15 protein-coding genes are annotated in these 13,177 nt (G+C 31.4%); 5 read left to right on the plus strand and 10 right to left on the minus strand.

The window, feature by feature from the left end:
• Positions 1-167: 167 nt before the first annotated feature.
• Positions 168-1,190 carry a T9SS type A sorting domain-containing protein gene (locus B4I81_RS03110; protein WP_291107366.1) on the plus strand — a complete coding sequence of 341 codons (1,023 nt, stop codon included), beginning with the start codon at positions 168-170 and terminating at the stop codon, positions 1,188-1,190.
• A gap of 45 nt (positions 1,191-1,235) precedes the next feature.
• Here the strand turns inward: B4I81_RS03110 and rpe are convergent, their stop codons facing one another.
• The 10 genes from rpe to B4I81_RS03160 form a co-directional block, all read right to left on the minus strand.
• Positions 1,236-1,898, minus strand: a complete 663-nt coding sequence (rpe, locus tag B4I81_RS03115; protein ID WP_291107369.1) for a ribulose-phosphate 3-epimerase — start codon at positions 1,896-1,898, stop codon at positions 1,236-1,238.
• 218 nt (positions 1,899-2,116) lie between these two features.
• On the minus strand, positions 2,117-2,980 hold the full coding sequence (locus B4I81_RS03120; RefSeq protein ID WP_014389330.1) for a sigma-70 family RNA polymerase sigma factor: 864 nt from the start codon (positions 2,978-2,980) through the stop codon (positions 2,117-2,119).
• Between the two features lie 131 nt (positions 2,981-3,111).
• A complete protein-coding gene (locus tag B4I81_RS03125; protein ID WP_291107377.1) occupies positions 3,112-4,497 on the minus strand; it encodes an outer membrane beta-barrel protein in 1,386 nt (461 codons plus the stop codon).
• Positions 4,487-5,038 carry an RNA polymerase sigma factor gene (locus B4I81_RS03130; protein ID WP_291107380.1) on the minus strand — a complete coding sequence of 184 codons (552 nt, stop codon included), beginning with the start codon at positions 5,036-5,038 and terminating at the stop codon, positions 4,487-4,489. The genes B4I81_RS03125 and B4I81_RS03130 overlap by 11 nt, the downstream gene beginning before the upstream one ends.
• A 33-nt stretch (positions 5,039-5,071) precedes the next feature.
• Positions 5,072-5,464 carry a hypothetical protein gene (locus B4I81_RS03135; RefSeq protein WP_291107383.1) on the minus strand — a complete coding sequence of 131 codons (393 nt, stop codon included), beginning with the start codon at positions 5,462-5,464 and terminating at the stop codon, positions 5,072-5,074.
• A 416-nt stretch (positions 5,465-5,880) separates the two neighbouring features.
• The gene (locus B4I81_RS03140) at positions 5,881-8,040 is read right to left on the minus strand and encodes a polyribonucleotide nucleotidyltransferase (protein ID WP_291107386.1); all 2,160 of its coding nucleotides are present in this window, start codon (positions 8,038-8,040) and stop codon (positions 5,881-5,883) included.
• A gap of 134 nt (positions 8,041-8,174) precedes the next feature.
• Positions 8,175-8,444 (minus strand): 30S ribosomal protein S15, encoded by a 270-nt coding sequence (gene rpsO, locus B4I81_RS03145; protein WP_166236503.1) that lies wholly within the window; start codon positions 8,442-8,444, stop codon positions 8,175-8,177.
• A 130-nt stretch (positions 8,445-8,574) separates the two neighbouring features.
• The gene (locus B4I81_RS03150; RefSeq protein ID WP_291107390.1) at positions 8,575-9,186 is read right to left on the minus strand and encodes a cation:proton antiporter; all 612 of its coding nucleotides are present in this window, start codon (positions 9,184-9,186) and stop codon (positions 8,575-8,577) included.
• Entirely contained in the window at positions 9,161-9,802 is a 642-nt protein-coding gene (locus B4I81_RS03155; protein WP_291107393.1) for a cation:proton antiporter, read from the minus strand. Before B4I81_RS03155 ends, B4I81_RS03150 begins: the two co-directional genes overlap by 26 nt.
• Before the next feature lie 69 nt (positions 9,803-9,871).
• On the minus strand, positions 9,872-10,327 hold the full coding sequence (locus B4I81_RS03160) for a GAF domain-containing protein (RefSeq protein WP_291107396.1): 456 nt from the start codon (positions 10,325-10,327) through the stop codon (positions 9,872-9,874).
• 73 nt (positions 10,328-10,400) lie between these two features.
• On the opposite strand from B4I81_RS03160, the gene xrtF reads away from it, so the two are divergent.
• The 4 genes from xrtF to B4I81_RS03180 form a co-directional block, all read left to right on the plus strand.
• On the plus strand, positions 10,401-10,958 hold the full coding sequence (gene xrtF, locus B4I81_RS03165; RefSeq protein WP_291107399.1) for an exosortase family protein XrtF: 558 nt from the start codon (positions 10,401-10,403) through the stop codon (positions 10,956-10,958).
• Positions 10,933-11,376 (plus strand): exosortase F system-associated membrane protein, encoded by a 444-nt coding sequence (locus tag B4I81_RS03170; RefSeq protein ID WP_291107403.1) that lies wholly within the window; start codon positions 10,933-10,935, stop codon positions 11,374-11,376. The genes xrtF and B4I81_RS03170 overlap by 26 nt, the downstream gene beginning before the upstream one ends.
• A 33-nt stretch (positions 11,377-11,409) precedes the next feature.
• Complete coding sequence (locus B4I81_RS03175) at positions 11,410-12,234, plus strand: restriction endonuclease (protein ID WP_291107406.1); 825 nt, start codon at positions 11,410-11,412, stop codon at positions 12,232-12,234.
• An 11-nt stretch (positions 12,235-12,245) separates the two neighbouring features.
• The coding region (locus tag B4I81_RS03180; RefSeq protein ID WP_291107409.1) for an MBL fold metallo-hydrolase at positions 12,246-13,177 on the plus strand (932 nt) is incomplete at its 3' end.

The raw sequence follows: 13,177 nt of genomic DNA on the forward strand, positions 1-13,177 counted from the left end.
AAATCAGCTGTCCGAAAACAGATTTACTGGAAAAATAATTACTTTTACTCATCGTATTTTGTATGTCGAAACACAAATTTACGATTCTTTTAAAGAAGCCATGTTTTTGGCTTCTTTTTTATCGGACAACAATGTTTTTATATGGTATAATAATTATTTTTAATATTATGAAAAAAACTACTCGAAAAAATGTATTAGCCACATTATCAATGGCTTTAATTGGATTAACTGCGGTTGGTCAATCGTTTTACACTAATGGAGGATTCATTACTGGTACAACTACTTCAAATGGCACAACTACTTCTCCAGCTGGTTACAGTTGGAGCGAATTACAATCTGTAGGAAGTGTAACAAATACTAATCTTGGTTTTGGTGCAATTTTTAATAATGCTGCAACAACAAATCTTCGGATAGCAGATGATTTTACAGTTACTTCAACAATGAATGTTACTGCAATTGATTTTTTCTGTTATCAAACAGGCTATGCTGGAACAACACCTCCGATTGATCAGATGCGCGTTCAAATTTGGAATGGAGACCCTTCTTTAGGTACCTCTACAGTTGTTGCTGGAAATATGACCACTAACATATATAATGCTACTGCTAGTGGAGAAGCAAGCGTTTATCGTATTGGTAATAATTCACCAGGAACAACACGAAAAGTGTGGCGTGTTAGTGGTAATTTGACTGCTACACTTGCTCCAGGAACTTATTGGGTTGAATTTCAAGTTCATGCCACAAATGATGGTTCTATATTTTTTCCAGCAGTTACCATTCCTGGATCTTTATCATTAGCAAGTTGGAATTCAAAACAGTATAGTGGTACAGCATGGGCAGGAATTGTTGATGCTGGATCTAGCTTACCTATGGATATGCCTTTTATAATTAATTATCAGGCTTTTTTAGGAACAGAAAGTTTTATGTCTGATAATAATAAGATTTCATTATATCCTAATCCTGCTGCAAGTGTTTTAAATATCAAGGTAAACTATAATACTACTCAGTCTACACCTAGCTATGTTGAAATTTATGATTTGAAAGGAGTTAAAGTATTAAATCAGAAATTGAATCTAATGGATTTTGATAATTATCAGGTAAATATTGAATCTTTAAATAGAGGAGTTTATTTAGTTAAAGCGTTTGATGCTTTAAATAATGAAATTGTTAAGACAAAATTAATTAAAGAATAAAACAGATTCAAGTTAAATAAAAAAGCAGCTTTCAAGCTGCTTTTTTTATGTGATAGTGATCTTTCTTAAATCCGCAATAGTTGCTATTGGGTCTTGCGCTCCAAAAACATAGCTTCCTGCAACTAACACATCAGCACCTGCATCAGCTAATTGTTTTGCGTTTTTATTTGTGACACCGCCATCAATCTCAATTAAAGTTGAAGCATTTTTTCTATTGATTAATGCTTTTAGTTTTTCAACTTTTGAATACGTATTTTCAATGAATGATTGCCCTCCAAACCCTGGATTTACACTCATGATACAAACCAAATCAATATCTTGAATCACATCTTTTAATAAATCTACATTTGTGTGTGGATTTAATGCAACTCCTGCTTTCATTCCTTCTGCTTTAATAGCTTGAAGTGTTCGGTGTAAATGCGTACAAGCTTCGTAATGAACCGTTAAAACATCAGCACCTAATTTTTTGAATGTTGCAATGTATCGGTCAGGATCAACAATCATCAAGTGAACATCAATTGTTTTTTTTGCATGCTTATTGATGGCATCTAAAACAGGCATTCCAAAAGAAATATTCGGAACAAAAACGCCATCCATAATATCAATGTGAAACCAATCGGCCTCACTTGTATTAATCATTTCGATGTCGCGTTGTAAATTAGCAAAATCAGCAGCAAGTACTGAAGGAGCAATAAGTGTGTTTTTCATAAACTTGTAAAGTGTGTTGTTGAGTGCAAAGATAGTTTTTAGTTTAAAAGTTTAAAAGTTTTGCAGATTAAAAGATTTAACTCTATTAAGGTTGTGGCTAAAAAACAAAACTCCGGTAATCAGCCGGAGTTTCAATCATCAATCAAAAAACGAACAGTCTTAGACTGTTGTTATCTTTATAGTATAACACTGTCCCGAATTTTCGGAATGTCGAAGTGTTATCCTAAATATGTTTTTAATATTTTGCTTCTAGAAGTATGTTTTAATCTTCTGATGGCTTTTTCTTTAATCTGACGCACACGCTCACGAGTTAAATCGAAAGTTTCTCCAATTTCTTCTAATGTCATCGGGTGTTGGTCACCTAAACCGAAGTATAAACGAACCACATCAGCTTCTCTAGGAGTTAAGGTTTCTAGTGCTCTTTCGATTTCAGTTTGTAACGATTCGTGAATTAATTCTCTATCTGGATTTGGAGATTCACCTGAACGTAAAACGTCGTATAAGTTAGAATCTTCTCCTTCTACTAAAGGAGCATCCATTGATAAGTGACGACCCGAGTTTTTCATTGACTCTTTTACGTCATTTACCGTCATGTCTAATTCTTTTGCAATTTCTTCTGCAGAAGGAGCACGCTCATTAGATTGCTCTAACAAGGCATACATTTTGTTAATTTTATTGATAGAACCAATTTTATTCAACGGTAAACGTACAATTCGTGATTGCTCTGCTAAAGCTTGAAGAATCGATTGACGAATCCACCAAACCGCATATGAAATAAATTTGAAACCACGCGTTTCATCGAAACGTTGCGCAGCTTTAATTAATCCTAAATTTCCTTCGTTAATTAAATCAGGAAGGGTAAGTCCTTGATTTTGATATTGTTTTGCTACTGAAACTACGAAACGTAAATTAGCTTTTGTTAATTTCTCTAAAGCGCGTTGATCTCCGGCTTTAATTCTTTGTGCTAATTCTACTTCTTCGTCAGCAGTAATAAGGTCAACTTTTCCAATTTCTTGTAGGTACTTGTCTAAGGAAGCAGTTTCACGATTGGTAACCTGCTTGGTAATTTTAAGTTGTCTCATCTAAATTTTTCCTTACTTTTTTAAAAGTTCTTATTGTTATACGTAAGAGGTTTCAAAAAAGTTACAAAAAAATAAAATAAAATTAAAAAGTCGCATTCAAGTTAAAGAATAGAGGTTAAGATTATTAATATCTACCTATTAAAAAGAATGATTTCAATTCCTGTGAGAATAGTAAAGTTTAGAAGATTAGTATTAATGTTTTCTTGATTGTTTTTTAGTTGATATTTGAACATCGGTTCAAAATTGAATTTGATATTTTTTGAAATTTGATAATCAAAACCAAAACCGATATTTGCCCCAAAACTATAGCTTAATAGATTTGATGTTTTTCCAATTAGTGCGTTAAAACCATTTTCTGTATTAACTGAAACTTCATTTTTGTCAAGAAGAAGATAATTGATTCCGAGTATAGCGTTTATCCCAATTTTGGTATCTAAAAATTTGTATTTTGCTTCAAGTGGAATTTCAATATATGAAATGTCTTGAGTAATATTCATGTATTCTGAATTGTTAGATTGATTATATATTTCAGTATTAGAATAATTATTTGAATACTCTATGTTTGAATAATTTAGAGTGTTTACAAAAGCGTTTTGAGTAATAATTTTCGAGCTATTTTTTTCAATTCCAATTCTTAGACTTAGATTTTTAGATCCGTAATAACATAAATAGGCGCCATAATTAAATGATATTTCTGATTTTTTACAATTTGAGTTTAATCGATTATCAAGACTTGAATTTTTATTTAAAAACAATGATTTTGTTGGACCACCATATATGAAAATTGTAAATGATTTTACTTTATCAATAGCTTTTGTAAGTGAATCTTTTTTTGTTACTCCATTAATTGTTTTTTTCTTTACTATACTGTCCTTACTATTTGTTTTGGATGAAATTGTGATGTTTTCGATACTGTTTTTGTTGTCAGTAGATGTAAATTCTTTACTTAAAAAATTAATATCAAACGTATTGTTTGATTTTTTTTCATTTGTTGATATTACTCTGCCTTTAAAGGAGTATAGTTTTTTTGTTTTTGAAAATATTTTTTTTCCGTGTGTAAAACTTGAATTTTTAGTGGCTACTTTTTTTCTAGAATTACTTTTTGAGTTGGTTTTTGTAATCAATTTAGATTCAATCACTTTATAATTAGAAATTAATTTTTCTTTTTTACGAATATTAGTGTTTTTAAAGTTTAAGACGGAATCATTTGAATTCAGTTTTTTGTTAATATTTTCAGTATTATTTAGATTTAGATTTTTCTTTTTATTAATAGTTATTGAATTTTCTTTCAAAATAATAAGATTGTTTTGTTTAAATGATTTGTTAAAAATTATGTACGAAGCTAAAATTCCTACAGAAAAAATCCCAATATATGAAAACCAAAAAGGTATCATTCTTCTTTTTTTCTTTTTATCTAAATCTGATTGTATAGCTTCCCAAACATTATCTTTTGGAGATTTGTCTAAATGGATTAGTTTTTCTTTAATTGCAAGCCCTATGTCTTTTTTATTTCCCATTTTTTACGAAATTATTATGGAATGAATTTTTTGATTTTATTTTTTCTTTCAAAATAACTTTTGCTCTGTGTAGGTTTGATTTTGAAGTATTTTCTGAAATTGATAACATTTTTGCAATTTCTTTATGAGAATAATCATCTAATTCATACAAACTAAAAACCAATCGATATTGATGAGGCAGTTCTTGTATTAAAGATAAAATATAATCTAATGAAAATTCAAGATCGTCTTCATCAATACTTGTTTCTTGGATGAATTCATCTTTTATAGGGATAAGCTGATATTTCTTTTTATAGCTGTCAATTGCTTTATTAATAGTAATACGTTTCATCCAGCCTTCAAAAGAGCCTTTGTTGTCAAAGTTTTTAATATGTGTAAAAATTTCTATAAATGAATTATGAAGATTATCTTCTGCTTCAGACTCATTTGCACAATACTTTAAACTCAACACAAAAAGAGTTTTTTTATACAAATGGTATAATTCCTCTTGTGCTTGTCTATTTTGCTTAATGCAGGATTTTATAAGATTTTCTATATCCAATTTATACTACTGTATACGTGTGTTTTATTTATTTTAGTCTGTTAGTGTAGCAGTCCATGTTCCTGGAGTACTTGGATGTGTAAAAGTTCCTTGGATTGTCATACCATTAATAGTGCCTGTATAGACATAAGTCGACGTATTAGGGTTGTTTCCTTCCCAAATATAAGTTAAAAAATTGTCATTCAAAGACCAACTTCCATAAGTAATAAATACACCTTGACCAATGCCAATTTCATCAAATTTTGTTGTCCTGTCAGCATAAAAATTTACCGTTGACTCAATAGTTGTTCCAGATGAAAATGCTCCTTCAGGGTAATAGGTTGCAAATCTCCATTTAGAATTTTCTAGTGACAGTGTTGATGAGCTAATATTTTCTCCATAGATAATTTTGTTGTTTACAATGGCAAATATTCTAAAATAATACATTGTATTGACGGATAAATTTGAAATTTCATTGTTTATAATATTTGACTCAAGTGTTAAGATGTTGTTGTTGATAGTTGGATTAGGGGTTTTACTCCAACAGATGCCGCGTGAGGAAATTGAGTTTGAGTTGGTTTCAATTATACTTCCCTTGATTGTTATAGATGTAAAAGTGGCTTCGTTATTGTTTGATGAAGATTCGTTAATTATCTTAAGTTTACTAGGGTTGTTTCCCTCGTCATTACTACAAGAAATTGTTGAAATAAATAAAACTGAAATAAATAGTAAATTAAATTTTTTCATCTTTTTTTTTTGAGTTATAACTAATAGTCTCAAAAAAATAAAAAGGTTGTGTGAAGATGTAAAAAAAACCCTAATTCAATTTGAATTAGGGTTTTATACGAACTAATAATAAAGTATTAACCTTGTGGTTTATCCTTTTTTTCAATTGGTTTCTCTTCTCTAGGAGGTCGAGGTAAAAGTGCTTTTCTTGACACTTTTTCTTTTCGTGTTTTAGGATCAATACCTAAGTATTTTACCATGAACACATCTCCCATATTTACTACGTCTGTAACGTTTTCAGTTCTTTCCCAAGCCAATTCTGATACGTGTAATAAAACTTCGTTTCCAGGTGCTTTAGTATATTCTACAACAGCTCCAAAATCTAACATTTTAATTACTTTAACTTCGTATGCTTCACCTATTTCTGGTTTGAAAATAATAGAATCAATTTTTGCTAATACCGCATCGATTCCTTCTTGGTTAGTTCCTAAGATTTCAACCACTCCTTGTTCGTCAACTTCGTTAATTACGATAGTAGTTCCAGTAGCTTTTTGTAATTCTTGAATTACTTTTCCACCAGGACCAATTAATGCTCCAATGAAGTTTCCAGGAATTGTTCTAGTAATGATTTTAGGAGCTTTTGGTTTAACTGTTGGACGAGGTTGTGCAATAGTTTCAGTAATTTTTCCTAAAATATGCATTCTACCTTCTCTAGCTTGACCTAAAGCTTGCTCCATAATATCGTAACGTAAACCATCAATTTTGATATCCATTTGACAAGCAGTAATACCATCTGCAGTTCCTGTTACTTTGAAGTCCATATCTCCTAAGTGATCTTCATCTCCTAAGATATCTGATAATACTGCGAATTTTTCTCCGTCAGTAATTAATCCCATTGCAATACCAGAAACTGGTTTTACCATCTGAACTCCTGAATCCATTAATGCCATTGTTCCAGCACAAACAGTAGCCATAGAAGAAGAACCATTAGATTCTAATACTTCAGAAACTACACGAATTGTATAAGGACAATCAGCAGGAATCATATTTTTTAATGCTCTTTGAGCTAAGTTTCCGTGACCTACTTCTCTTCTTGAAGTTCCTCTTAAAGGTTTTGCTTCACCAGTTGAGAAAGGAGGGAAGTTGTAATGTAAATAGAATTTCTCTTCCCCTTGTTCTGATGGAGAATCAATTACATTTGCCTCTCTTGAAGTTCCTAAAGTTACAGTAGCTAAAGCTTGCGTTTCTCCACGTGTAAATAAAGATGAACCATGAACAGAAGGTAAATAATCTGTTTCACACCAAATTGGTCTGATTTCAGTTGTTTTTCTTCCGTCTAAACGTAAACCTTTTTCTAAGATTACATTACGAACTGCTTCTTTATTTGTTTTGTAGAAATATTTCCCTACTAAATCTCCATTTTCAGCTAATTCTTCTTCTGTAAATAAAGCTTTTACTTCTTCTTTCACAGCTGCGAATTTTTCGCTTCTTTCGCTTTTACCAGAAGCTTCTTGAGCAATTGCATAACATTTGTCATAAGCAGCTGCTTTTACTTTAGCATAAATAGCTTCGTCTTCTTTTTCACCTTCATATTCTCTGTAAGCAGGAGAACCTATAGCGGCTCTTAAACGCTCTTGTGCTTGAATTTGAATTTTGATAGCTTCGTGAGCAAATTTGATAGCTTCTACCATTTCTGCTTCTGAAATTTCTTTCATTTCTCCTTCTACCATAGCAACAGAATCCATAGAAGCTCCAATCATCATGTCGATGTCAGATTGCTCTAATTCTTCTCTGCTTGGGTTGATAACGAATTTTCCGTCGATACGTGCAACACGAACCTCGGAAATTAAGTTATAAAAAGGAATGTCTGAAACTGCTAATGCTGCAGAAGCAGCTAATCCAGCTAATGCATCTGGCATCACATTTTCGTCGTGACTCATTAATTGAATCATAACTTGTGTTTCAGCATGGTAATCGTCTGGGAAAAGTGGACGCAATACACGGTCTACTAATCTCATTGTTAATACTTCGCTGTCGCTTGGACGCGCTTCTCTTTTGAAGAAACCACCAGGGAAACGACCTGCTGCTGCAAATTTTTCACGATAATCAACCGTTAAAGGTAAAAAATCAACACCAGGATTTGATGTTCTTGCAGAAACTGCTGTTGCTAATAACATGGCATCGCCCATACGAACAACAACAGATCCATCTGCTTGTTTGGCCAATTTTCCAGTTTCGATTGTGATGCTTCTTCCGTCACCTAAATCGATAACTTCTTGGAATACTTTTGGAATCATAAATTTTTAATTCTTAATTAAACAATGGGTAGTTGTGTTGTTGTTGTGTGTAGTTGTTTGTAACCCAATGAAAAACCAAACTTTTTCTGTCAATATAAATAAAACAAAAAGGGGCACGAAGCCCCTTTAGTTGATTATTTTCTAATATTCAATTCTTTAATAATTTCACGATATCTGTTGATATCTTTCTTTTTCAAGTAGTCAAGAAGACTTCTTCTTTTACCTACTAAAAGTACTAACGAACGCTCAGTGTTAAAATCATGACGATTTTTTTTCAAGTGCTCAGTTAAGTGAGAAATTCTAAATGTAAATAATGCGATTTGCCCTTCAGCAGATCCAGTGTTTTCAGCTTTTCCTCCGTGTTTAGCGAAGATTTCAGCTTTAGTTTCTTTTGTCAAGTACATGCCAATATTATTTTAAATGATTTTTATGTATGAATTGTATGATTGCAATTCGGGTGCAAAGATAGAAATAATTGTGAATTATGAATTATAAATCAGGAATTATTTTTTCCAAATTCAAAACTTAAGCAATTTAATCAATCGATTTGAAAGCTTTTTTTAATAAAAGTGGAGTAGCTAAAGTAGTAATAAGCCCCATAATTACTAACATCGAGAAAATTTCGGTATTGATAATTCCTGCTTTGTAGGCAATATTTGCAATTACTAATTCCATAATGCCTCTGGCATTTAATCCAAAACCTAACGCAAGTGAAATTTTATGATCTAATCGCGCAAAACGACCACCAACATATCCGCCTATTATTTTTGAAAGAAATGAAACGGCAATGATGGCAAATAACAACGGATAATTTTGAATGGATGAAAATTGAAACTCTAATCCAATTCCAGCAAAGAAGATAGGAGCTAAGAACCCCATTGCCATACTATTTGTAGTGTTGTGAAACGTGTTTAAATGTTTTTCACCAACTAATTCTTTTGAAATTAGCATCGAAGCAAAAAAGGCTCCAATGATAAAATGTAGTCCAATACTCTCTGTTATTGTTGCGAAAATTAATATGAATACAAAGAAAACAGCAAAAAGTGACTCTTTGCCTTTTAATAAAGAAAGAATTTTATTTAGTTTATTTTCAATAAAATTTTCTTCTCTTGATAAATTTCTAATTACTCNNTCGATAAGTTGCAATTACTAAGATTAAGAAACAACTTAATTTTAATAGTGTTAATAAAGTTGCATGTGTTATATTAGAAAACGATTGCTCAACATCTTTAATGTCTAATAATATCCCTAAAATAGTTAACGCAATTACATCATCAAAAATAGCTACTGAAATGATTTTTTGTCCTACTGGAGAATTTAGTTTGCCTAAATCCATCAAAATTCGAATACTAACTGGTAAAGCGGTAATGGCAACACATAATCCTATGAATATCGTTGACATTACATCTAATTCAAAATATCTTCCCACAAAGAAACCTGAAATTATAGGAACAAAAAAGGCTAAAATTGAGATGATAATATTTCGCCCTTTCATCGATTTTACGATTTCATCCAAATTAATTTCCAATCCTGCAATAATTACCAATAAGAAAACTCCTAACTCAGAAATTACTTTTAATTCTTCGGTACGATGAATGAAATTTAAAATCGTAGGTCCTAATAATACACCAGCTAAAATTTCTCCAATCATAGCCGGTTGTTTAAAACGCTCCATAATTTCGCCAAAAAATCGTGCTAAAACTAATAATAGCAATAAATTAGCAAAGAAAGGAAGTTCTAAACTTGGGACGTTAAATTCCATAATTAGTCAGTGTCGTGTTGATTATAATCGCGACAAATGTATAAAAAAGAGTTAAAGAATATATGTTGCTTAAAATAATTTTGAAACCTGCTCGTTAACAAATTCTAAAAAACGTTCGTCTGCTTCTGTAAATGGGTCTAATACGTGTGAATCGATATCAATCTGTCCAATATTAACTCCGTTTATAAATAATGGAATTACGATTTCTGATTTAACAGTAAAACTGCATGCAATATAATTATCTTGAGCTTTCACATCTGGAACTACAAAATTAGCATTCGATTCCGCTACTTGACCGCAAATTCCTTTTCCAAACGGAATTACAGTATGATCGGTTTCAGCTCCGACATATGGACCTAAATGTAAAGTTTTAGCTTCGTGATTAGCAAAATAAAATCCAACCCAATCATAATAGCTTACGTTATCACTTAATACTTGGCAAATTTCTTGTAGCTTTTCATCGCGATTAGCATTTTCCTTTTCAATAATGCTCGAAACAATCGGTTTTAATTCTTCAAACGTCATAGTTGTATTTTTTTTGCAAAAGTATTTATTCCTTAGTATAAAAAAATCTATATTTTTGTTAAAAATCTATATTTTGAAAAATTTAATAAGTCAATATAAACCCTTTTTTACTTTTTTAATTAAGTTTTTACTTTTTTATGTGGTTTTTGCATTTGTTTATAAGACTTATTTAAATCAATATAATTTAGAAAAAAAGGAAGTAGATTATTTTACTGAAGTAGTAGCAAATCAAACAGTTAATTTATTAAACTTATTTAACGGTGAAGCCTATTACAAACCACATGCTTCAGAAGCTTCCATAAAAATTTTTTTCAAACATAAATATTTAGCAAGAGTGGTTGAAGGTTGTAATGCCATTAGCATTATGATTTTGTTTTCGGCATTTATTTTTGCTTTTTCAAACCGATGGTATAAAACGGTTTTGTACATTTTTTTAGGTATGCTTTTAATACACTTATTAAATGTAACTAGGATAGCATTGTTAACCTATGCTTTATATTATTATCCTAATCAAGAAGAGTTATTACACGGTACCATTTTTCCATTATTTATATATGGTGTTGTTTTTATTTTGTGGATTTTATGGATAACCAAATTTTCGGGCTATGTTAAGAAAACTGCTGCAAAATAAAAAAAGATTTTTCTTAATAGGATTCGCTTTACTAGGTTTGATTTTAGTAAGAGCTTTTGAAGATGAATTGTTTTATGATCCTTTTTTGACCTTTTTTAAATCAGATTATCAAAACAAACCATTACCCGATTTGAATGATTATTTATTGTTTTGGAATTTGCTTTTACGATATGCAATAAACACATTTTTCTCTCTAATTATTATTCGATTGCTCTTTAATGATAGGAATTTAATGCTTTTTTCTGGCTATCTGTTTTTTGTCTTGTTTGTGGTTTTATTTATCTCTTTCTTTGGATTACTTCATTTTTCTGAACAACCCGATTATTTGGTTTTATTCTACATCCGACGATTTTTAATTCAACCTTTGGTTTTAGTACTTTTTATACCGGCTTTTTATTATCAGCAAATTTCTCGCTAAATTTTCGTACCTTTAGGTATTATTTACAGCGAAATGAAAGTTACTAAATATTCCGGTGAGCTAGTCCATTATGATGAACAAAAACTAATCAATTCTCTCCGAAAATCGGGAGCCGACCAAGCTATGGCGGAAACTATCGTTAAAGAAATTGAAAGCGAAATGTATGAAGGGATTTCTTCAAAAAAAATCTACAAGCGTGCTTACCAATTATTAAAAAATATTTCTAATGTTCATGCGGCGCGATACAATCTGAGAACCGCTTTGTTAGGTCTTGGTCCCGCTGGATTTTTCTTTGAAAAGTTCATCGCAAAAGTAATGCAAGAACAAGGTTTTAAGGCAAAAGTTAGTGTTACATTAAACGGAAAATGTATATCACATGAAATCGATATTTTGCTTCTCAAAAACGATGTGCTTTCTATGATTGAATGCAAATTCCATTCTGGTCAAGATGCAAAAAGTGATGTAAAAGTACCCATGTACATTCTCTCTCGATTTAATGATGTGAAAGATAGAAAATACGACTTGTTTTCGGCAAAACGAAATATTTCAAAATGTATTATTGTAACCAATAACAGGTTTACCACTGATGCAATTCAATTTGGAGAATGTTCAGGTTTAAATATGTTGAGTTGGGATTATCCTCAAAAAAACGGAATCAAAGAATTGGTAGATAAATACCGAGTGTATCCTGTAACTTGTTTGACGACTTTAACCAAGGCAGAAAAAGATCAATTGCTCATTTTAGATTGTATTACCATCAAAGATTTAATTCTGCATCCCGATTATTTAAAAACTATCGAGTTAAGTCACAATCGAATTAAAAACGTACTGAAAGAAGCCAATCAATTAACCTATTAAAAGCAAAAATCATGAAAATTCATTTTTTAGGTGGCGCCGGAACTGTAACAGGTTCAAAAACGTTAATCGAACACAATAATCTCCGAATTTTGATTGATTGTGGTATGTTTCAAGGAATAAAATCATTGCGCGAATTAAATCGTGAACCGCTTTCTATTTTGCCCGAAACGATTGATTTTGTTATTCTTACTCATGGCCATTTAGATCATTGTGGTTGGTTGCCAAAATTGGTTAACGAAGGTTTTAACGGAAAAATTTTCTGTACCCGACCAACGAAAGAAATTTCGCGATTGATTTTATATGATAGTGCAAAAATTCAGGAGGAAGAAGCTAAAAAAGCCAATGAAGAGCATTTCTCAAAACACGATCCAGCCGAACCTTTATATACAGAGTCTGAAGTAGATGCTGTAATTCCGAAGTTTCGAGTAGTAGATAAAGATTTGGATATAAAACTCGATGATGATATTTCGTTCAAATTCTTTTATGCAAGTCATATTTTAGGCGCTTGCTCGATTGAATTAACGATTGATGGAAAAGTTTTGGTTTTCTCAGGCGATATTGGTCAAGATGATGATGTGCTAATGTTTCCACCTCAAAAACCGAAGAAAGCAGATTATGTTTTTTTGGAAAGTACATACGGAAATCGCCTCCATCCACAAACCGATGCTTTATTTGAATTGGAAACCATCATTAACAATACATTCAACAAAAGCGGAACCGTTGTAATTCCGAGTTTTGCGGTGGAACGTGTGCAAACCATGATGTATTTGATTTGGCAATTGAAAAAAGAAGAACGTCTTCCAGATATTCCTTTTATTATTGATACACCAATGGGAATTAGCGTTTTAGATGTTTTTAAAGACAATAGCCCTTGGCACAAACTTTCCATTGAAGATTGCGACGAAATGTGCAAGGTTTTCACCTTAATTTCCGATTACAAAGA

The organism is Flavobacterium sp. UBA6195 (assembly GCF_002422095.1).
In the GTDB taxonomy this organism is placed as follows: Bacteria; Bacteroidota; Bacteroidia; order Flavobacteriales; family Flavobacteriaceae; genus Flavobacterium.